This window comes from Streptomyces sp. NPDC096205 (assembly GCF_044763135.1).
In the GTDB taxonomy this organism is placed as follows: domain Bacteria; phylum Actinomycetota; class Actinomycetes; order Streptomycetales; family Streptomycetaceae; genus Streptomyces.
In genome coordinates, this window is record NZ_JBIWFS010000003.1 from 647419 (window position 1) to 665950 (window position 18532).

Sequence of the window (18532 nt, forward strand, 5' to 3'; positions counted from 1 at the left end):
GCGTGCGGCCCCGGGGCGGGCCGGGGTGGAGAGTGGTTGTGGGTGCGGCTACGCGCCGATACCGAGCGAGGCGACGAACAGGAACGACGGCGTCGTGCCGGTGATCGTCCAGGCGATCCGCCACCACGTGTCCGTGATCGCGGTGCCGTTCGTGCGGAGGATCTGCCCGCCGGCCGCGCTCGCTGCGTTGAACGTCAGCCGGGTGGTCGGCGAGGCGAACGTGTTGTCGACGGACGACTCGACGCGCGTCGTCAGGGACGGTGTGGTGCCGGACGCGGACAGGACGTGCAGAGCAGCGTGGAGGCGCTTGCCCGCGGGGACGGCGCCGAGCTGGAGCCCGGTGCCGGTGCCGGTTGCGGTACGGGCGGTGCCGGGTGGGTGGGCGAACTGCCCGCGCACCAGGGGTGAACTGCTCTTGCCGGTGCCGGACCAGGGAGCGATCTCGCCGACCGACTCGAACAGGGTGTAGTTCGAGCGGAGCGCGGACATCAGGTACGCCAGGCTGCCCACGCTGGCGTCGTTGTTCGCGCTGACCGACCAGGGGATGACGGACCCAACGTGCGCCCATGATGCATCGTCGACCTTGGTCGGGTCGCCGGCCTCCCACTGTCCCTCGGCAGACAACTCGGCCGAGCCGAGGCCGCCGAGGACTTCCTTCCACCCCTGCGACCCGTAGTTGGTGGCGTCCTTGTCCTCCACCTCGGAGGACAGCTCGATCTTGTTGGACTGGCTGGTGAGGTCGACGCCGGCGGCGAAGCACCGGACGTTGACCAGGACGGTCTTGCTCACGTCGCCTCACCCTCGCTGTCGGCCCCCTTGCGGCGGCGGCCGCGCGGCTCGGCGGCGGCTTCCTCCGCGACGCCGGAGGCGACCAGGTGCGCGGCCTCCGCTGTCGGCAGGTCGGCGCTGTCGCCCTTCGAGGGCCAGGGCTCGCCGTTGCGGGTGGAGCCCTCGGGCATGTCGACGAGCATGCGGATACGCATCAGCTGCTCCCTTCTCCGATGACCTTGATGGCCAGCTCGGCGCCTACGAAGGTGGCGCCGTTGTGCTCGTACCAGCGGTATCCCTGCACACGCATCACGTGCAGGTCGTGCGCCAGGCCGCCCAGCGCGTATTCGCCGGGCGCCCCGCGGGCTGCCTCGATCGCCTGCTTCAGCGAGGCCGGACCGGATCCGGCGAGCATGTCGTCGAGGATGCGCTGGGCCGAGCGGTCGTCGGCCCGGGAGACCAGCACGCGGCTGGTGAAGGTCAGCTCGTCCAGGCCGCGCGCCATGGCTCGGTCGTAGACCTGCTCGTATTCGGCGACGAAGAAGTGCGGGGCGGTGACAGCGTCCGGCACGTAGCCGGTCGTCGTGAGCTTGGCGGTCCCGGCGGGCAGGACGACCGCACGCGCGGCGTCGGCGATCGCTTCACGGATCAGGGAGGGCTGCACGGCTGGTCCCTTCTCAGAAGCCGGGGACGATGTACGGCTCGATGAGCGCCCACACGTCCGGGTCGCGGCGGCTGAGGTTGCGCACGCCCCACTCGGCCGAGCCGATGATGCCCTCGGGGGAGTCCTTGCGCTTGAACAGGCGGGACGCCTGCAGCAGGGCCGCCTCGTGGATGTCGTCCGGTACGGCCGGCCACCCGAACCTGGCGGTCACCCGCAGCCTTGAGGTGGCCGTGCCCCACGTGCCCAGCACGCGCAGCAGGCCGGTGACAGGCTGGCCATCGGCGAGCGCGTTGTCCGGGCTGGTCTCGTAGCCGGTGACGGTCGACCACGACGTGCCCGAGCCAGACTCGACGACGAGCCCGGTGAGGCTGCCGATGTCGTCGACCAGGAACAGCTCGCCGTCGTCGTCACGGACGATCCGCCCGCGAGGGTTGAACGTGCGGGCGACGGGGGCCGGGTCGAGCCAGAACCGGCGGCCGGTGGTCTTGTCGATGCTGCGGGACGCCGACGCCCGGGCCCGGTTCAAATCGGCATCCCGGCTGGTGTCGTCGGGCTCGATCTGGAACTGGCTCTTCAGTTCCTCCAGCGTGACGTACTCGTTGGCCACGTCACGTCTCGTTCTTGCCCGGCTGCTGGCGGCCCTTGGGCGGCTCGGCCCGCTGCTTGTGGCCGCGCAGCTTGAGCTGCTCGTCGACCTGGGCAACGCGGTCCTTCAGGCCGCGCTGCACCAGGCCCTCGCGCTCGCGCAGCAGGGCCGCGATCATTGTGTCCTCGGTCTGGGGCTCGTCGCTCATTACTTCCTCCTGGGCGGGGCGGGAGCGAGCGGAGCAGTCCCGGTTCCAGCAGGGGGTTCGGCACGTGCACACGTACAGGCCGCTGCCTGCGGCCTCTCCGTCGTCGCACCAGTCGCACATGGGACCGCGCTCGCTTCCTTGGGAGATGGACCGCGCGGGCCCGCCGGAGTCTGGGGCGGGCCCGCGCGTTGGGGGGTGGATCAGACGCCGGTGAAGGTCGGCGTGATCAGGCCGGTGCCCGCGATCTTCCGGGCGTGCGGCTGGCGCTGAAAGGTGAAGGCGTAGTAGCCGTAGACGACCAGCAGCACGCCGAGGTTGGCCGCCTTGGGCTGCTCGGCGCGGATGAACACCGGGGCATCGGGGTCTTCCCAGAGGTGGCACTCCTGCCGGTCCACCAGGTAGATCTCGTCCTCGTTGGTGCCGGCGCCGAGGTTCGTGGCGATGTTGTTGTCGACGATGACCGGGGTGCCGTTCGGCAGGATGCCGCGCACGCCGCGGCCGTAGGCTTCGGCGTAGTTCGCGCCGAGGGTCTGGGCGACGACACCGGGCTGTGTGATGAGCGGGTAGGACGTGCCCATGGCGTTCTGCATCCAGTACCAGCGCCGCGAGTGCATGACCGCGAGGTTGTCGCCCGAGGCCTGGTCGAGCAGCGCGGCCTCGACACCGGACAGGCCTTCGATGACCTTCGGGTAGAGCTCGGCGGTGGTCGGGGTGGCGTCGGTGTAGGCCACGGCGGTGGCCACGTTGGTCAGGCCCACCGTTGCCACGTTCAGCATGGTGGTGTCCAGGCGGCTGCCGTAGGCGCGGAAGAGGTCGTCCAGGACGACGTCCTCGACGCCGGCGCCGCGCTCGATGGCCTGCCGGGAGACCGTCTGCTGGCCGGCCGCGGTCCGCACCGGGATGGACAGGTTGGTGTCGTCCATGTCCTGCTCGACCACGGCGGCGTTCTCCGCCGTCTGGTTGTCGACGCTGGACCCGGTGGTGATGCGGGAGATCTCCACCGTCATGCCCGTGGACGGCAGGGTGTGCCGGCGGCAGGCGTCGGCGAACGGGCGGTTGGCGCGGGCGAGCGGCGCGTACATGTCGGTCAGGTACTGCGGGATGACCAGTCCTCCGAACGCGCCGGTGCCGACCGCGCGCTGCAGCTGCTCGCCGCGCTCGGCGCGCTCCTCCTGCATGTGGCGTTCCAGGCGGTCGCGGGCCGCGTAGTCGCCGAAGAAGGAGGCGGCGACGTCCCGCTGGAACTGGGCGCCGCGGCGGTCCTGATCGGGCCGGTACGTCCGCTCCTCTTGGCCGACACGGTGCACCTGGTCGTAGGCCGGCGCCCGGGTGGCGGCCGGCACTGTGCGGGCTTGCAGCGCGGCCAGCTCGGCCTCGCGGCGCTCCTCCGTCTCCAGCTCGTCGAGGGCCTGCTGGCGGCGGGTGACCTCGGTGTCGGCTGCGTCGCGCCGCTCGATCTGCGCGCGCACCTGCTCCTCGGTCAGGTTGTCCTCGGAGCGCAGCGCCACCAGGGCGTCCTGCTCCTGGCGGCGGGTGGTGATCGCCGTGTCCAGCGCGGTGCGCGCCTGGGCGATCAGCTCGGCGAGAGTCATCTCGGCCGTCCTCTCTGTGTCGTCATCAGGCGCCCCGTGTCCAGGTCAGACGGCCGCCCGAGGCCATGGCGCCGGGCAGACTCGTGCGCGCGAGCGCAGGGCAAAGCTCCCGCCGGACGGCGGGAAGATCAGGGGTGGGTCAGGCTCCGGCGATGCCCAGTTCGAGCAGAGCCCGGGCCCGGGTTGTCGGCGCGGCCGTGGGCTGGCGCAGGCTGGCGCTGGTGGCGGGGTTCGCGCCGTAGCCGACGATCGCGACGTCGCCGCGGTGGATGTCGTACCGGTTGATCCGATACTCGGTGTAGTCCGGGGACCACTGGCCCGACTCGATGCGGAACGCGAACGACATCTCGTCGACCAGGCCCGCCTTCAGTTTGGGCGCGATGTAGGCGACGTCGTGGTCTGTGGGGTCGAGGGCGGGTGCGTGGACGTGCAGCCCGTTGGCGTCCTCGACGAGGAACAGGGTGCCGGTCGTGGTGCGGGCCAGGCGGCGCAGCTGGTCGTGGCCGAGGACGAGCGGGACGTCGAGGTCGGCGCGTGCGAGGGAGTCGGCGCCGGCGCCCTCGGAGACGATCTCGGTGTAGGGGCCGAACATGTCCCACATCTCGTAGCCGCGCTCGTACACCGTGGCGTGGCCGCGGAACTCCAGCGTGCCGCCGGCGTCGCCGGTCTCGCGCAGCTGCACGCCGGACAGGGATGCCCGCACGGCGGCGCGGGCGCCGGGCTGCTGGGCGCAGCGTCGCTGTGAGGGGCGGTCGCTGCGCTGGGCGATGTGCTGGGCTCGCTCGGCCGCCGCAGCGGCCCGGGTCAGGGCGGTCATGACGATGCTCCCGGTACGGCGGTCGTGGGTGGTGTGGGGGCCGAGCGCGGACCGAACAGCCGGTCGAATTGGCCGTACTGCTCGTCGGTCAGCGGAGGCAGGTTGTCCAGCGCCCTCGCTTCGTCGGGCGTCAGCGTGCGGTTGGTGATGCGGGCGCCGATCGTTCGGGCGCGGGCCTCGGGGTCCATGCGCAACATGGCATCGGTGTTCAGCTTCACGAACCGGGGGCCGGAGACCAGCTTGCGGCTGAAGGCTTCCTCGCGGCGGCCCACAGCCGGGCCCAGGTTCATGATCAGGAACTGGAGGTTGCGCTGGCCGATGCTGGCGTAGGTGATGCTGCTGCCCGACATGGCCACGTCGATCAGGTCACCGGGTACGCCGAAGAATCGGGCGATCTCCGTGGCCCCGTACTGGCGGGCCTCCAGGAAGGCAGACTGTGAGGCGACGGCCTGGATAGGTTTGTACTCCCAGTCCACGCCGTGGACGAACAGGCCGCTGGAGTCAACGGCCGCGCGGAAGTTCTCCCGCGCGACGCGTGCGGCCTCGCGGTCAATGGTCTTGGCGTTGTTCTTCAGCTCGGCCAGCGGCACCGCCCCGCCGGCGAACCAGTCACGGGCGAACTGCTGGGCGCTGATCGTCTCTTCGATCGTCCACGCGGCGTAGGCCACCGGGGAAAGGCCCATGGGGAAACCAGCGACGGTGTACTGCTTCTCGTGCCAGACGTCCCACGGCTCGTACTCCTTACCGCCGATGACGTACTTAGTGATCGTCGACCCCTTGCCGCGGACCGACACCGATCCCAGCTCGACCAGGTCGATCCGGCCGGGCAGGCCGCGCCCGTCCGGGCCGATCACCCCCGACCGTTCGGTGATGATCCCGAAGCAGTTCCCGCCGCGGTCCAGGTCGAACTCGGTGGAGTACATCCACTCCTTCATGCCGACCTCACTACCGCCCGGCGAGATCAGGACCGGAGGCTTGGGCACCTCCACCTGAATCCCGCTGACCTTGCGGTAGACGTCGATCGGGAAGTCGGACATGAGGTCAGCCCGCAGCCGCAGGCACGCCCAGACCGCGCTGTTGCGCAGGGCGCTGTCGTTGGTGACCGGGACCTTGCCGGACCGGCGTTCCCGCGACTGGGCCAGGAGATCCTCGGGTGAGCTGATCTGTGCGTCGCGGGTGAACGCGCCCTTGAGCCTGGACCAGGCGCCCACGGCCGCCTCCCCTCACGCGAACGAGTCCGCGATGTCGTAGTCGTCGATCACGTGCGGGCCGCGGATCAGCAGCGCCCAGCGGGCGAAGGTCGCAGCGCACAGGGGGCTGATGTCCACCAAGCTGTTCGTGCGGTCCAGCGTCCAGGCGTCGCCCTGGCGGCGGGTACGCGCGCCGGTCACGGCGGCCGTGAGTGGCACCTGGTCGAGGTGCCGGATCGTGCTCTGGTTCATCGCGTCGGCCAGCTGCCCACACGCCTCGGTGATGTCCCCCGACCGCATCACGGCCAGGTCCCCGCGCATGGGGTTGGCCTTGTCCTCGGGGACGTTGATGCCCGCGGCTACCAGGTCGTCGATCAACGAGGCGGCTGGCGAGCCGGAGGCGACCGCCACCGCCACGGGTGCCCACAGGCTGTGCAGCTTCACCATGGCGGGCACCAACCAGTCCGTGCCCGGCCGGTACGCGACGACCTCGACGTGCACCTTGCCGTCGGGTCGCAGCGAGGCCGCACTGATCGCCGCCCGCTTCCGGTCCTGCGACACGTCCAGGGCCAGCGCCACCGTGTCCGCCACGGGCTTGCTCGCAGCGTCGACCAGGCCCGACCACTTCGCCTTGGGGACGTTCGGGTCGGCCGGCGGAGTCGGCTTCCGGGTCCGGTTCAGGTAGGCCCGGTCGAACTCGGCCGGGTCCATCTTCTCCAGCTCGGCCGCGATGATCGCCTCGGTGACCGTGTGCCCGAGCGCCGGCAGCGTCGCCCGCCACGTCGCCGGGTCCGCGCGGTCCATGTCCTCCGGGGCGAACCACTCGAAGTAGCAGCTGCGCGGGCGATCCGCGGCCGGGTCCTCGGCGAGCACTGCCCATAGCTCCTCGATCAGGCGGCGGCCGTTCTCCCGCTTTCGGTTCAGCCACACCGACTTGGTCGTGCCGCCGGCCGACGCCCACCACAGCTGAGCCATGGCCCGGGTCAGCATCGCCGGAGAGAATGCCTGCTCCAGCCGGTCGTCTTCGTGGGCGAACGCCTCGTCGATGAACCCGAGGTCGAGGGGCGGACCGTGACCAGCCTTCTCTGTGTTCGCCGTGATGCCCATCCGCGAGCGGGTACGACCCCACAGGATCGCCTCGTTGCCGTTCGACTTCCGGATGCGCGCCAGCTTCGCCAGGTCCGAGCCGGAGATCTTCTCCCAGAACTCATCCTCCCAGCGCTGCCTCGCCATGCCGCGGGTCTGCGCGGCATAGACGATGTTCTGCCGCTGCCACGCGAGCGCACGGTGCACCTGGGCGCCCAAGCACAGCTCGGTCTTGCCCTGCTGCCGGGACACCGACAGGCCGACCTCACGGTGCGCGAACAGCCCGGTGTCCGGGTCGATCTCCAGGGCGACGTCGGAGACGTACTTCTGCCACGGCATCGGCGGAGCGCCGAGCTTGGTCATCACCTTCCACAGCTTCGGCCCGAGCGATGGCCGGTCCGGGTGCCGCGGCGTACCCCAGCGCGGCGGGCAGGTGAGCCCGTACCGCTCGTACAGATCCTCGGCGAAGCTACTCGGGGGAGCCCAGGTCTCCGAGGTCGTCGTCATCGTCAGCGGCCCGCCCCTCCAGCAGCTGGGCGAGCGTCTGCCGGAGCTCGCGGGTCAACTGAGGCAGCAGCTTGTCGTCCTGGGCGACGGGCTCCCCGCACGTCTCGCATTGGCCGGTCGCCGCAGCGTCGATCCGGCGGGCCAGGGTGTATGCCACCTCGGACAGAGACGGCTCGACGCCGACCAGGTCGCCGAGCTCCTCGACGTCGTCTCGAACGGCCTTCTCGACGGGGCCCATGCCGCCCCCTTCCATGATCGTTCCGAGGTCATCGGCCCGGGGGGAGAAAAATAAAAGCTGGGCGCGGGGTTGAGATGATGATCTTTCCTAAAAATCTCGGAAGATCTCGGCTGGCCCAGATCAATTCAGGCTTCTGAGCTGCACGTTTGCGCCGTCAGGGTCCGGCGAACCAGTCGACCGAGGTGACCAGTTGGACGACATCGGCGAGCGGCCGGTCACCCTTCTCCGAGTTGCACTTGCGGAGGCAGACGGGGCAGCCGTGCACGCCGTGGATCGGGGCCACGTTGTCGGGGTCGAGGCGGGCGCCGCCCTTGCTGACGGGCTGGATGTGGTCGGCGGTGTCGGCGGCGCCGTGGCCGCAGACGATGCACACATCCGATGCGGCGAGGGTGCGGGCACGGAGCTGACGCCACTCGTAGGACGTCAGCTCGCTGCGGTCGGTGGCCATGCCCACCCCCAGGCGTGCGGAGGCCCGGCGCGCACGGGTGCGGCCGGGCCTGGCGGCTCAGTAGCTGGGGCAGATGTGCTTGTGCGCGGCGTCGAGGATCAGCTGGGCAGTCTCGGCGCTGCGGCCCTCGGGGTGCGTGGGCGAGGTGAAGCGCTGGCGGGTCGCCTTGAGCTGCTGGGCGGAGTCGCCGGGGTACCGCTTGTAGGTACTGCAGGTGTCGATGCCGCGGCTGACGGCCTTGTCTTCCTTGCCGTGGACGATGTCCGGGTCGATCGCGTTGAGGGCCTTGATGTAGGCGGCCCATTGCGCCGGTTGCGGTGTCGGCGGCAGTCCGGCGGCCTCGCGGATGTCCGCCTTCTGGTCTTCACTGAGCTCGCCGGCGGAGGCGCTCAGCGACGCCTTGGGGCTGGCTGAGGACTCGTCAGTGCTGTCGCCCGAGCAGGCGGTCGCGGTGAAGGCCAGCACGACCGTGGTCGCGACGGCAGCGGTGCGGATGCGCATGATCCCCCCTGGGATGGCTGCTATTGCGGGCCATCATGCACAGTAGAGGCGGTCGTGGTGCCCCAATCACGGCGATTCACCAGGGGTTTTGCGAGCATGAAAGAGCCCCGGCCGCTCCGCGACGAGCGTTAAGCCGGGGCTTAGTCTTGGCCGTTGCCTGGGTCGCGGCTGGGCTTCGGACCTCGTGGCCGCGGCGATGACGCCGGGCTGTCTGGGGTGCCTCAAGTGGGCAGAGTTGTACACCGGGATCGTGACACGCGTCTGACCTGCGGTCAAGCGACGTTGCCAGTGGGGCGGTCGGCGAGGAGGGCCGTTACTTCGTCGGCGGCATACCAGGGCTGCCGGGGCGTGCCACCGGAGCGCTGGAGGCGGCCGCGGTGGACGAGTTGGCGGACGCCGCCGAGGGTGATGCCGAGGATGCGGGCGGCCTGGTGGGCGGTGAGGTGGCCGGGCCGGATGTTCTGCGACTCCATGCCCCCATGATGCGTCCGGGTCAGCAGTTGCTCCAGGAGTACTCGTCCGTGGCGTCGGCCACGCACTCTTCCATGTCCTCGCGGAGTTGGTTGACGGCGTCCTGCTGCACTCCGTCGTTGATGGAGTCGAGGATCGTCTGCGCTGTCGCTCGGTCTGAGGCGCTGAAGCAGTTGGGGTTCTGCAGGATGGTGTTGGCGATCATCCGGCCGTTGGCTCGCACTTCGGTGGCCTGCTCGCTGGTGCCGGGGTCGATCTGGTCGATCGTCTCCCTGTAGAGCTGGCGTGGCTCGGCGCATTGAGAGGCTCTGGACTCTTCAACGGGGGCCGTAAGGCGTCCGACGGCGAAGCCACCGCCGGCGAGGACCAATGCGGCGGTGGCTATCCCGAGGATGCGGGCAGAGGACGGCATGGCGCATTTTGACCCGCGACGCCCCTGCTCGTCTTCTGTTCGGTGGCTTTGGAGGTGCCGTTCGGGGTCAGCCGTCGGTGGTGTATTCGATCTCGGGGAAGATCAAGTACCCCTCCCCCACGGTCCTGCGGATTTCGCGCGCCCGACCGGTCTCACGTGCATATACGTCGCCGGAGGGAGGTTCGGGGGGCGGTGGGGGAGTGGCGGACGAATCGGACACCGGGCGGCGGGCGGACCGCCACAGCGCGACCGTCCCGGCCGTGATGACCGTGAGCACCCCGGCCGCCTCGTCGACCGCGAACGCCACGGCGACCACAACGCCGCCGAGGACGACGAGGACGCATGCGCCGGCCGCCGGGCTGGATTCCTCGGCCTCGCTCATCAGAACGCCCCGTAGACGTGGTCGCCGATGGTGTTGGCGGCCTCGGCCAGTGGCACGGCGGCGAAACCAGCGACGCCGGCCGAGGTCCCGAGGGTGATGCCGCACCAGGTGCCCATCGTCAGGTCGTCGCCGTACTTGGCAGACTTCTTGCGGGCCACGATCATCCCTGCGGTGAGGATGAGGACGATGCCGCCACCTGGCTGCGTGAGGGGCAGATAGGGGCGCTGCTGGTGTGCTGTCCGGCCTGTCCGCCGACTCCCCAGACGAGGGCGGCGTCCCCGAGCCAGTTGGTGATCCACAGGGCGGTGTCGGCGATCCAGCCGACGAGTCCGCCCACGGTGAGGATGGCGAGGACGCCGTAGGCCCAGGCGAGCAGGAAGGGCAGCAGCTTGCCGAGGTACTGGAGCGGTTGCTTCTGGAGGGGCTTGAGGCCTGGCCACCACTTCACGAGGGTGGCGAGGGCGAGGCAGATGCCGATGGTGACGCCGCCGTAGGTGACGTAGGTCATGGGTGGTTCCGTTCAGCGGTAGATGGCCACGCCGAGCGCGGCGATCGTGAGGGCGAGGGCGCACGTGCCGGTGACCGTCGGGACGGTGCGGATGTCGACGAGGGCGAGGCCGACGAGGGCGGCACCAGCCGCGAGGGCGAAGAACAGGGCGAGGATCACGTCTCACCTCGGGCGGCGCGCAGGAGGCGCCGGCCGTAGCCGTCGCTGACGCCGAGGCGGGTTCCGATGTCGGTTCCGGTGAGTTCCGGCTCGGCCTGCAGCCAGTTCCGGACGGTGTCGACGCGCTTGGAGAAGGTGGTGTTGGAGGTGTCTTCGGTGCCGAGGTCGGCGGCGCCGGTTCCGGAGGGCGGAACCGTGGGCGGAACTGGGTCCGTGGCCGGTTCCGCCTCGGGGCGGGCCGTCACTTTGCGGGCGTCCGCAAAGTGATCTCCGAGCAGGTCACGGGCGGTTCCGCCATCGGTTCCGCTGGTTCCGCGCGCGAGTTCCGCCACGGGCGTCCAGGGGCCGAGGACGGGCCCGACGGGGGCCGCGTCAACCGGCTCGGGCCTCCGCTCGACGGTGATCGGTTCCGCCGGTTCCGGGGCGGCCGGTACTGGTTCCGGCGTCGGTTCCGCCTGACCTTCGGACAGCCGGTGGACGCGCCACAGAACGAGCGGGGCGACCGCGGAGACGGCCACGACGAGGGTGACGGAGACGGGCAGCAGGCCGACGGCGACGAGGTGCGAGGCCGCGTTGACGGCGATGAGGGTGACAACGACGGCGAGGACGTCGCGGCGGGCGCGCAGGGCGGCGATGGCGTACACGTCGAGGGCGGCCGGTACGCCGGCGGCGACGTAGCGGCCGAAGCCGCACGCCACCGCCAGCTCGTACTCGGCGGACGCGAGCACTACCAGGACCGCGGTGAGGGCGGCCCACAGCAGTGGGTCTCGCTTCACCGGCGGCCTCCGAACCTGCGGCGGTCCCGCTCCTCCCACTGCTCGGCCTGGCGAGCCGTCTTGGAGATGCTGCGGCGGTGGCCCTCGCGGCGCTTGCGGGCCGCGCGGTCGGATGCGGACTCGCGGTCCGCGTAGGTCGTCTCGGCGAGGTGGCGGTCGTCGTTCCCGCCGAGCCAGCGGAGGATGCTCATCAGCCCTCACCCCTGGCGAGGATGTCGGCCAGTTCGCGGCCGAGCTCGCGGAGCCGTTCGGCGGCGGCGACGAGGTCGTCGGCGAGTTGCTCGATCTCGTCGGGGCTGTGGGTGCCGGTGTAGTCGGCGGCTTCGACGTACAGGCCGAGGCTGCGGTCGACGTTCGAGTACGGGGCCTGGGTGAGCGACGCCCGGAACAACGGGTAGCCGCTGGGGGCGATGACGTGCTCGGGGCCGTCGTGGGAGATGTCGACCTTGAACTGGGCGTGGTCGTCGTGGTGGCCGACGCACCAGTCGGGCTCGTCGATCTCCAAGGACTTCGTCACGAGCAGGTTGACCTGGGCGGTACGGGGCTCGTGGCTCACTGGCCCTCCCCTGCGGGAAGGGTGATCGCCTCGGACCACGTTGCGCCGGCGTCGAGGGCGTCGTGCGCCTGGTCGACGGTGACGTATCCGGTGATGGGGTGCTCGGCGAGGCGCTCGCGCAGGTAGGCCGCGTTCCAGGCCGGTCCGAGGTCGGGTCCGTCGTCGAGCATGCTGCGGAGGGCGATCCGCGCGTGGACGACGCGGGCGGAGAGCAGCCGGTCGTGGACGTCGGAGCCGCCGATGGTGGCGGGGTGCGGGAGGTCGATCGCTTCGAGGACGGCCGCGAGCAGGTCGCGGACGGGCTCGGGGAGGCTGGGGGTGGTCACCGGGCCACCGCCTTGCGGATGGTGCCGGTGACGCCGGCCTCGGTGACGCGCACGATCGTCGTGCGGCCCGGGGTGCGGCGGATCAGGCCGGCCGCGACGAGGCGGCGGGGCGGGGAACTTGCGGGCGTGTTCTGGCCCGAGACATGATCGGTCATGCCGACTCCTGGTTAGGTCAGGATGTTCGGTAGAGGGTCGGGCGGCGCGCGCGCCTCCTCGGTGTTCCAGCACCGCGGAGAGCTGCTGTCCGGCCCTCGCTGTCTATTCGGTTGTGCCGGTGCCCGTTCCAGCGGGCCCGTGCTTCTTGATCGCCTGCGCGATCGTGGTCCACGGCTTGCCGAGGTCCTTGGCGACCGCAGCGACAGTGCCGAGTTCGGCGACGCCCTCAGCGAGGGCTGCCGCCCTTCGTTTTGCGGCTGCGGACACCTGGGTTCGGAGCTGTTCCAGCAGCTCTTCCTCCTCGCGTGCGCGTTGCCGCCAGGGCTTCGCGTCCATCACGAGAACGGTATCACTGCCAGGTAGTGATACGCCATCAACTTGCCTGACTCTGCGATGGCTTGGCCTGGAAGTGGCTGAGCAGCAGCCAGTCCCGCTCCGACTCGTACACGTAGGAGCACCAGCGGCACTGCACCCGCGTCTGGCCCGGCACGCGAGAGATCACCGCACCGCAGATGACACCCTCGCCGTCGACCGCCACGCACGTGCCGAGGCGCTGCGGCCGCGGGGCCGGGTCGCCCACGATCGTGCGCGCCTGCCCCTCCAGCTCCCTCACCTCGCGCGCCAGGTCCCCGGCGCCTGGATACTGCTCGGCGATCCATGCGAGCTCCATGGCCAGCCAGCGGCAGTCGGCGCCGAGCCCGGCCGGGGTCGGCGCTCCGTGCTGCGGCCAGCGCACGCGCTGCACGTCCACCCGCCACAGGTGGACGACCTCGGCGGCCCGCGTGGCGTTCACGTTGTCGATGACGTCCTCGTCGAGCGGGGCGCGCGGGCCTGCCGCCCCGCGCGTCGCGACGATCTCGCCCCAGCCGGACCGGCGAGGCACCAGGCACTCGCCGACCTCGGCGTACAGCACGGGCAGTTCGTCCAGGCGCCGGGCGAGCAGGATCGTGTCCCGCTCGCACAGGTAGCGGCCGCCGGCCTCGCCGCCGCACAGCTCGCATACGGTCACCGGCGGGCCCCCAGGCGGTGCTGGATCCGGTAGAGGCGGAGGCTGTTGAAGTAGTGGTCTCCGGCGGCGCACCGCCGGGCCTGCCGGGAGTCGGCCAGGCTGCGCCGGACGGCTCGGCAGTCGAGGATGACGTGGGCGACGTTGGTGATCTGCGCTCCCATGAGGAGGCCGTAGATGAGGATCTGGATCTCAGACGAGGTCATGGCGATCTCCTCGATCTAGAAGGGGGGTTCGTCGGAGTAGCCGACGCCCTGCGCGGCGGGCTGCTGCTGGCCGCCGCCCCAGCCGCCGCCCTGCGGCTGGCCGTTGGCAGGCTTCGCGCTGGCCCACGGGTCGCCACTGGGGTTCTGCTGGGCCCTCTGCCCTCCGCTGGCCTTGGTGACCTTTGCTGTGGCGTAGGTGAGGGACGGGCCGACCTCGTCGACGTCGAGCTCGAACACGGTGCGCTTGACGCCCTCGCGGTCCTCGTAGGAGCGCTGCTTGAGGCGGCCCTGGACGATCACGCGGGTGCCACGGGTGAGGGACTCGGCGACGTGCTCGGCGGCCTGCCGCCACACCGAGCAGGTGAGGTACAGGGCCTCGCCGTCCTTCCACTCGTTCGTCTGCCGGTCGTAGACGCGCGGGGTGGAAGCGACGCGGAACTTGGCGACGGCCGCGCCGGCCGGGGTGAAGCGGAGTTCGGGGTCGTCGACCAGGTTGCCGACGACGGTGATCACGGTCTCGCCTGCCATGGCGTTCTCCTTCGGTCTGGGCTACTGACCTGTTTGGGTCAGTAGCGGGATGCTGGGGTGGAGGCCGGGCCCGATGACCGCGGGCCCGGCCGATGGTGGGCGGGTCAGCCGGTCACGCCCGTGCTGGCGAGGAACTCCGCGCGCTTGGCGGGGTCCTGCAGTTCGCGGGCACTGGCGACCCATGCCTCGTGCAGCCGGGGAGCGCCGTCCTTGTGCTCGGCACAGAGGGTGACCCGCATGGTGCTGTTCTCGGCGGGTCGCTGTTGGTCGAGGGTGTTCCGCACGGCGATGACGCCGGGCTTGCCGCAGGCGCCATGGCCGTGGCTGCACTCGCCGGTGTTTACGGGGACGGTCTGCACGGTGTGCGTGGTCTCGCGGTCGTCGCCGAGCGGGATGACGGTCGTGATCACGAGTTCTCCTTGGTGGTGTTGGGCGCGGCTCCGTCCCTTGGAGCCGCCAGGTTGCGGAGCTTGGCGGCGTGCCGGTGGGCGAGGCCGCGTTGTCGGGCGGCGGCGAGGGCTGCGCGCCGGCGCTTGGCCGCTTCGGCCCGGGCGCGTGCGGCGGCGATCTTCTCGGCGACGATGTCGACGTTCACGACTCGGCCCGGCTGTGGTTGTTCTCGGGCATGGGGCGGTCTCCTGAGGTGGTTGGTGACCTCGTCCTCGTCCCGGGTTGCTGTGACGAGTGAGGCTGTGTGACCTCGTCCTCGTCCCACCTAAAGAAGTGGGACGAGGGACGAGGTCTCACTCACCTCGTCCGGACGAGGTATGGACGAGGTCGGGACGAGGTCACGCGGCAGGCTGTTCGGGAGCGGAAGTGGACGGGCTGGGAAGGGAGTGGAGAGTGGAGTTCCGGGGTCCGGGCGAGGCCGAGATCTGCCCGCTGTCGATCAGGTCGGCGACGGCGCGGCGGACGTCGACGGCACGGCCTGTCACGCGGTCCTCGATGCCCTTGCCGGTGAGTGGGTCCTTGGCTTTGCCGAGGGCCTCGAGGACCTTGCGCTTGATGCCGTCGAGGCGCTTGCGTTCCTCGTCCTCCTGGCGGTCTTCCTCGTCGCGCTGGATGGGCGCGTACAGGTGGGCCTCGGCGAACTCCTGTGACTCGGATTTGACGACGAGGTCGGCGTACCAGTGCATGCCGCTGGAGTGGGACAGCCCGTTCTTGCGGATCTGGCCGGGCCGGTCCTTGGCAACGCGGATCGTGGACTTACCGGTGACGCCGATACCGAACGGTCGCCGGTTCTCCAGCATGTACATCACGCCGTTGAGCCCGTTGAGCTTGTGGACACCGCCGATGCTGTACCGGCCGCGGTTCTCCGAGGACTTGACGACGTGGTCGAGGGTGACGACGGCGGCCCCGGAGTTCATAAGCGGGCGCAGCAGCTGGCGGCCGAACTTGGCGATGTCGGTGTTGTCCTTGAGCTCCAGGCCGAAGAGGCTCATGCCCTCGGTGACGCCGTCGACGATCGCGAGCGTGGGGTTGGCCTCCAGCACCATGGCGAGATCGATCAGGTCGATGTCGCTGGGGCTGTTCTCGGGGCGGACGTAGTGGAAGCGTTCCAGGACGACGGCCGGGTTGGCGCCGAGGCAGAGGAGCCGGCCAACGACTCCACCCGCGTCGTCCTCGAAGTCGAGGTAGAGGACGTGGTTGCCGTCGTTGATCTCCTGCAGACAGGCGACCAGGGCGAACCAGGTCTTGCCCGCCTCGGACTCGCTGGCCACGCTGTTCATCCGGCCGGGATAGAAGAGGCCGACGCCGTCGTCGCGCCGCCCGACGGTGGGCTGGGGCGGACGGTACGAACCGTCGAGGACCGACCGCAGGTCTTGGGCGCCCCAGGTACGCGGCGCCGGTTCTTTGTCGGCGGGCGCCGCGTCCACGTCGCCCCAGTCGACGGGCGGTTCCTCGCCGTCCGGGCCGAAGTAGGCGTCCATGGCCTGGTCGAAGTCGGTCGTCACGCAACCCACCCCCGGTCAGCCGGGCGGGTGGAGGCACTGTCGAACGAGGCTCGCGCTTCGGAGTCGGTGAGGCCGACCGCAGAGGCGGCCGACAGCAGACCCATCTCGGCCTCCGCCAGGTCGACGAGGGACTGGTCGGCCAGCTCGTGCGCCCGGCATGCCGCGAAGAAGAAGGCGTTGTTGCGGTTGCCTTCGTGCGAGTCCAGGACGTGCTGCACGAGATCCGCCACGGTCCACAACCGGCCGCCGCCCGGCCGCTGCTGCCGTCGTTCTTGCGGAGGAAAGCGGTGCCGAGGACGCGGGAGCGAGGTGCCAGGGGAACGGCGCTGCTTGCGGGGGAGGAGAGCGGCCGGCCAGTCCACCTCAGGAGCCATGTACGTGCCGTCACCTGCCCACCGGTAGCGGCTGCCGGAGGAGTGCACGGAGGGCGCGAGCAGGATGTAGCCGTTGTGTTTGAAGTCGATGCCTGGGCCGAGCAAGCCGGGCAGGTCGAAGTCGGGGGAGCGGTACAGGATGTGGAGGCCGTCGCCGCCGGTCAGCTGCGTGGTGGTGCCGGGCAGGACGCCGACCCTCTTCTCCAGGCGCTGGAGGGACTCGCGTCCACCGTTGCGAGGGTCGATGTCGATGACGGCCCAGCCGTTCAGCTTGCAGGGCGCACCGATGTTGGCGTCGGGTTCCTCGCGCCACCACCGGCGGACCAGGTCGAGGTCGGTGGTGGCGGCGTGGAAGCCGTGGCAGGTGGGGATGCCGCACTGGCAGTCCTCGGGGCGGTGCTTGACATACAGGCTGCTCTGTCGGTCGCAGCGTGCACAGTTGGCGTAGGGGGTCTTGTTGCGGCGCACGCGAAAGACCTTGATGCCCGCCTTGGCGTAGGTCTCGGCGGCGGCCGGGAGCTCGGCGGGGATGCGGATGCCGACGGTCACGAACGTGCTCTTCTCTACGAGCTGTGGATCGGGTTCGCGGGAGTGCTGGCGGCCGCCGCGGGGGGAGGTACGGCGGCCGCCAGCGGTCAGGCGGCCTTGCGCTTGGCCTGTGCGATGTCCTCGGCGGCGGCGGTGATGCGGGTGCACCAGTTGCGGGCCGCGGTGAGGACGGTGAGCGGGCTGGGCTGCTGCGCGAGGTCGTGCCGGATGGAGTCGAGGACCAGCTCGTGCAGCGCCTTCTCGGCGGCCCGCTGCATGTACAGCTCGTCGTCGGTCTTCGGCGTCAGCGCGTCGAGGTCGACGGGCCCGTCGACGGGCCAGCGGCCCGGGCGGTGCTCGGTCATGCGGCGTTCCTCCGTGCCTCGGGCTGGTGGAAGGCGGTGCGGATGATGGCGCGCTGCCGATCGGTGAGCGGCGGGGCCTGGGCGACGATGCGGTCGATGCGGTCCCAGTAGCCGGCGGGCCGCTCGGGGCGGACCGGGCGATTGGGTTCGTCGGTGCGGTTGCTCACGCTTGCGCCTCCGTCCGCTGCAGGTACTGGCCACGGATCTGGACGAGGCGGGTGTGCGCCTGCCGCATGGCGGTGAGCTGGTTCGACACGGTGCGGATGACGGCGGCCAGGGCGTCGGGGTCGAGGCCGCCGATGTAGTGCTCGTCGATGAACTCGACGACGGCGAAGGGCTGGCGCCTGGCCATGTCCGGGGCGAACGGGTCCACCTCGATGCGGGTGGAGAGGACGTTGTATTCCTCCGGGCTGCCGGTGTTGTCGAGCGGCAGAGTGGCCGTGGCGACGGGGTCGGTCCAGCAGTAGACATCGACCGGATGCGACGGCGTTTCCGTGTCGAGGCTGTGGTTCATCGTGCACCCCGGCATGCAGGTGACGGGCACGCTCGCGCCGCTCCCAGAGTGGGTAAAAGACCAGGTGTGCGGCTCGTCGGACGTCGTGTTGGCGGCGTCTGCGTACTCGATGGCCAGCCGTTCGATGGCGTCGAGCCGTGCGCGCTCCGCGGATACCCTGGCGAGCAACTGCGCGGGGGTGATCTCGCTGATGTCGGAGGCGTTGCCGCCGCTGTAGGCGACGAGAGTGTGCTGCCCAGTGTCGAGGTCCCGCATGATCTCGGCGGTGAGACTGGCGGTGATGGCCCGCTCGGGCAGGGGCGACGGCGCCTTTGCCACCAAGGGCGGCTGTGCTTTCATGGCCATGAGGACGTTCTCTTTCCGGCGGCGGCGCTGATGGGGTGGGCTAGACCCCGGGCGCCGCCGTCTTGCTAGTTAGCGCTGGTGGTGAGGGCGGTCTCTTCAGACGGCGTCGGGTGGCTAGACCCGGCGCCGTCATCGCGTTCGATGAGCTCGTCGACGCTGAGCTCATACGCCGAGGCCAGGACGAGCAGCGTGCTGATAGCCGGCTTGGCGAGTCCCCGAGAGATCCGCGACAGGGTGGTCTGGTTGAGACCGGTGCGCTTGGCGATCGCGTAGTTGCTGTGATCACCCCTGGCTGCGGCCGCTTCATGGAGCCGGACGCTGCGCAGGCGGTAGCTGGACATACGTGTCTCCTTGCTTGCT

At 70.5% G+C, this 18532-nt stretch carries 35 protein-coding genes; all 35 read right to left on the reverse strand.

Annotated features, from left to right (window positions below):
• Positions 1–48: 48 nt before the first annotated feature.
• Positions 49–789, reverse strand: coding sequence for a hypothetical protein (locus ACIQ6Y_RS15275; RefSeq protein WP_404037826.1), 741 nt, complete (start codon positions 787–789; stop codon positions 49–51).
• Positions 786–983 (reverse strand): hypothetical protein, encoded by a 198-nt coding sequence (locus tag ACIQ6Y_RS15280; protein WP_404037829.1) that lies wholly within the window; start codon positions 981–983, stop codon positions 786–788. Before ACIQ6Y_RS15280 ends, ACIQ6Y_RS15275 begins: the two co-directional genes overlap by 4 nt.
• Positions 983–1432 (reverse strand): hypothetical protein, encoded by a 450-nt coding sequence (locus ACIQ6Y_RS15285; protein WP_404037832.1) that lies wholly within the window; start codon positions 1430–1432, stop codon positions 983–985. The genes ACIQ6Y_RS15280 and ACIQ6Y_RS15285 overlap by 1 nt, the downstream gene beginning before the upstream one ends.
• A gap of 13 nt (positions 1433–1445) precedes the next feature.
• Positions 1446–2039, reverse strand: a complete 594-nt coding sequence (locus ACIQ6Y_RS15290; RefSeq protein ID WP_404037834.1) for a phage gp6-like head-tail connector protein — start codon at positions 2037–2039, stop codon at positions 1446–1448.
• A gap of 1 nt (position 2040) precedes the next feature.
• Positions 2041–2226 carry a hypothetical protein gene (locus ACIQ6Y_RS15295; protein ID WP_404037837.1) on the reverse strand — a complete coding sequence of 62 codons (186 nt, stop codon included), beginning with the start codon at positions 2224–2226 and terminating at the stop codon, positions 2041–2043.
• Positions 2227–2426: 200 nt separating this feature from the next.
• Positions 2427–3818, reverse strand: a complete 1392-nt coding sequence (locus ACIQ6Y_RS15300) for a phage major capsid protein (RefSeq protein ID WP_404037840.1) — start codon at positions 3816–3818, stop codon at positions 2427–2429.
• A 139-nt stretch (positions 3819–3957) separates the two neighbouring features.
• A complete protein-coding gene (locus tag ACIQ6Y_RS15305) occupies positions 3958–4635 on the reverse strand; it encodes an HK97 family phage prohead protease (RefSeq protein WP_404037843.1) in 678 nt (225 codons plus the stop codon).
• Positions 4632–5846 (reverse strand): phage portal protein, encoded by a 1215-nt coding sequence (locus tag ACIQ6Y_RS15310; protein WP_404037846.1) that lies wholly within the window; start codon positions 5844–5846, stop codon positions 4632–4634. Before ACIQ6Y_RS15310 ends, ACIQ6Y_RS15305 begins: the two co-directional genes overlap by 4 nt.
• 12 nt (positions 5847–5858) lie before the next feature.
• Positions 5859–7418: a terminase large subunit domain-containing protein gene (locus ACIQ6Y_RS15315; RefSeq protein ID WP_404037849.1), complete on the reverse strand. Its 1560-nt coding sequence runs from the start codon at positions 7416–7418 to the stop codon at positions 5859–5861.
• Positions 7381–7656 carry a hypothetical protein gene (locus tag ACIQ6Y_RS15320; protein ID WP_404037852.1) on the reverse strand — a complete coding sequence of 92 codons (276 nt, stop codon included), beginning with the start codon at positions 7654–7656 and terminating at the stop codon, positions 7381–7383. Before ACIQ6Y_RS15320 ends, ACIQ6Y_RS15315 begins: the two co-directional genes overlap by 38 nt.
• A 154-nt stretch (positions 7657–7810) precedes the next feature.
• The gene (locus ACIQ6Y_RS15325) at positions 7811–8104 is read right to left on the reverse strand and encodes an HNH endonuclease (RefSeq protein ID WP_404037855.1); all 294 of its coding nucleotides are present in this window, start codon (positions 8102–8104) and stop codon (positions 7811–7813) included.
• Positions 8105–8161: 57 nt separating this feature from the next.
• A complete protein-coding gene (locus ACIQ6Y_RS15330; protein ID WP_404037857.1) occupies positions 8162–8605 on the reverse strand; it encodes a hypothetical protein in 444 nt (147 codons plus the stop codon).
• Between the two features lie 272 nt (positions 8606–8877).
• On the reverse strand, positions 8878–9078 hold the full coding sequence (locus tag ACIQ6Y_RS15335) for a hypothetical protein (protein ID WP_404037860.1): 201 nt from the start codon (positions 9076–9078) through the stop codon (positions 8878–8880).
• A 20-nt stretch (positions 9079–9098) separates the two neighbouring features.
• Positions 9099–9488: a hypothetical protein gene (locus tag ACIQ6Y_RS15340; RefSeq protein WP_404037863.1), complete on the reverse strand. Its 390-nt coding sequence runs from the start codon at positions 9486–9488 to the stop codon at positions 9099–9101.
• 67 nt (positions 9489–9555) lie between these two features.
• The gene (locus ACIQ6Y_RS15345; RefSeq protein ID WP_404037866.1) at positions 9556–9870 is read right to left on the reverse strand and encodes a hypothetical protein; all 315 of its coding nucleotides are present in this window, start codon (positions 9868–9870) and stop codon (positions 9556–9558) included.
• Positions 9870–10028, reverse strand: a complete 159-nt coding sequence (locus ACIQ6Y_RS15350; protein WP_404037869.1) for a hypothetical protein — start codon at positions 10026–10028, stop codon at positions 9870–9872. The genes ACIQ6Y_RS15345 and ACIQ6Y_RS15350 overlap by 1 nt, the downstream gene beginning before the upstream one ends.
• A 2-nt stretch (positions 10029–10030) precedes the next feature.
• Positions 10031–10378 carry a hypothetical protein gene (locus tag ACIQ6Y_RS15355; RefSeq protein WP_404037872.1) on the reverse strand — a complete coding sequence of 116 codons (348 nt, stop codon included), beginning with the start codon at positions 10376–10378 and terminating at the stop codon, positions 10031–10033.
• Between the two features lie 12 nt (positions 10379–10390).
• Complete coding sequence (locus ACIQ6Y_RS15360) at positions 10391–10537, reverse strand: hypothetical protein (protein ID WP_404037876.1); 147 nt, start codon at positions 10535–10537, stop codon at positions 10391–10393.
• A complete protein-coding gene (locus ACIQ6Y_RS15365) occupies positions 10534–11313 on the reverse strand; it encodes a hypothetical protein (protein ID WP_404037878.1) in 780 nt (259 codons plus the stop codon). Before ACIQ6Y_RS15365 ends, ACIQ6Y_RS15360 begins: the two co-directional genes overlap by 4 nt.
• Positions 11310–11504, reverse strand: a complete 195-nt coding sequence (locus ACIQ6Y_RS15370; RefSeq protein ID WP_404037881.1) for a hypothetical protein — start codon at positions 11502–11504, stop codon at positions 11310–11312. Before ACIQ6Y_RS15370 ends, ACIQ6Y_RS15365 begins: the two co-directional genes overlap by 4 nt.
• Positions 11504–11869 (reverse strand): DUF6907 domain-containing protein, encoded by a 366-nt coding sequence (locus tag ACIQ6Y_RS15375; protein WP_404037884.1) that lies wholly within the window; start codon positions 11867–11869, stop codon positions 11504–11506. Before ACIQ6Y_RS15375 ends, ACIQ6Y_RS15370 begins: the two co-directional genes overlap by 1 nt.
• Complete coding sequence (locus tag ACIQ6Y_RS15380) at positions 11866–12195, reverse strand: hypothetical protein (protein ID WP_404037886.1); 330 nt, start codon at positions 12193–12195, stop codon at positions 11866–11868. Before ACIQ6Y_RS15380 ends, ACIQ6Y_RS15375 begins: the two co-directional genes overlap by 4 nt.
• On the reverse strand, positions 12192–12350 hold the full coding sequence (locus ACIQ6Y_RS15385) for a hypothetical protein (protein WP_404037888.1): 159 nt from the start codon (positions 12348–12350) through the stop codon (positions 12192–12194). Before ACIQ6Y_RS15385 ends, ACIQ6Y_RS15380 begins: the two co-directional genes overlap by 4 nt.
• Positions 12351–12453: 103 nt before the next feature.
• Complete coding sequence (locus ACIQ6Y_RS15390) at positions 12454–12687, reverse strand: hypothetical protein (protein WP_404037890.1); 234 nt, start codon at positions 12685–12687, stop codon at positions 12454–12456.
• Between the two features lie 37 nt (positions 12688–12724).
• Positions 12725–13360 (reverse strand): hypothetical protein, encoded by a 636-nt coding sequence (locus tag ACIQ6Y_RS15395; RefSeq protein ID WP_404037894.1) that lies wholly within the window; start codon positions 13358–13360, stop codon positions 12725–12727.
• Entirely contained in the window at positions 13357–13563 is a 207-nt protein-coding gene (locus ACIQ6Y_RS15400) for a hypothetical protein (RefSeq protein WP_404037897.1), read from the reverse strand. Before ACIQ6Y_RS15400 ends, ACIQ6Y_RS15395 begins: the two co-directional genes overlap by 4 nt.
• A gap of 15 nt (positions 13564–13578) precedes the next feature.
• The gene (locus tag ACIQ6Y_RS15405) at positions 13579–14091 is read right to left on the reverse strand and encodes a single-stranded DNA-binding protein (protein WP_404037900.1); all 513 of its coding nucleotides are present in this window, start codon (positions 14089–14091) and stop codon (positions 13579–13581) included.
• A 104-nt stretch (positions 14092–14195) separates the two neighbouring features.
• The gene (locus ACIQ6Y_RS15410) at positions 14196–14501 is read right to left on the reverse strand and encodes a hypothetical protein (RefSeq protein WP_404037903.1); all 306 of its coding nucleotides are present in this window, start codon (positions 14499–14501) and stop codon (positions 14196–14198) included.
• Positions 14498–14686, reverse strand: a complete 189-nt coding sequence (locus tag ACIQ6Y_RS15415; protein ID WP_404037905.1) for a hypothetical protein — start codon at positions 14684–14686, stop codon at positions 14498–14500. The genes ACIQ6Y_RS15410 and ACIQ6Y_RS15415 overlap by 4 nt, the downstream gene beginning before the upstream one ends.
• Before the next feature lie 193 nt (positions 14687–14879).
• On the reverse strand, positions 14880–16046 hold the full coding sequence (locus tag ACIQ6Y_RS15420) for a DNA primase (RefSeq protein WP_404037908.1): 1167 nt from the start codon (positions 16044–16046) through the stop codon (positions 14880–14882).
• Positions 16043–16969 carry a bifunctional DNA primase/polymerase gene (locus ACIQ6Y_RS15425; RefSeq protein ID WP_404037910.1) on the reverse strand — a complete coding sequence of 309 codons (927 nt, stop codon included), beginning with the start codon at positions 16967–16969 and terminating at the stop codon, positions 16043–16045. Before ACIQ6Y_RS15425 ends, ACIQ6Y_RS15420 begins: the two co-directional genes overlap by 4 nt.
• Before the next feature lie 86 nt (positions 16970–17055).
• On the reverse strand, positions 17056–17313 hold the full coding sequence (locus tag ACIQ6Y_RS15430; RefSeq protein WP_404037913.1) for a hypothetical protein: 258 nt from the start codon (positions 17311–17313) through the stop codon (positions 17056–17058).
• The gene (locus ACIQ6Y_RS15435) at positions 17310–17480 is read right to left on the reverse strand and encodes a hypothetical protein (RefSeq protein ID WP_404037916.1); all 171 of its coding nucleotides are present in this window, start codon (positions 17478–17480) and stop codon (positions 17310–17312) included. The genes ACIQ6Y_RS15430 and ACIQ6Y_RS15435 overlap by 4 nt, the downstream gene beginning before the upstream one ends.
• Positions 17477–18172 (reverse strand): DUF6907 domain-containing protein, encoded by a 696-nt coding sequence (locus ACIQ6Y_RS15440; protein ID WP_404037918.1) that lies wholly within the window; start codon positions 18170–18172, stop codon positions 17477–17479. The genes ACIQ6Y_RS15435 and ACIQ6Y_RS15440 overlap by 4 nt, the downstream gene beginning before the upstream one ends.
• Before the next feature lie 65 nt (positions 18173–18237).
• Positions 18238–18513, reverse strand: a complete 276-nt coding sequence (locus tag ACIQ6Y_RS15445; protein ID WP_404037921.1) for a helix-turn-helix domain-containing protein — start codon at positions 18511–18513, stop codon at positions 18238–18240.
• Positions 18514–18532: the final 19 nt, after the last annotated feature.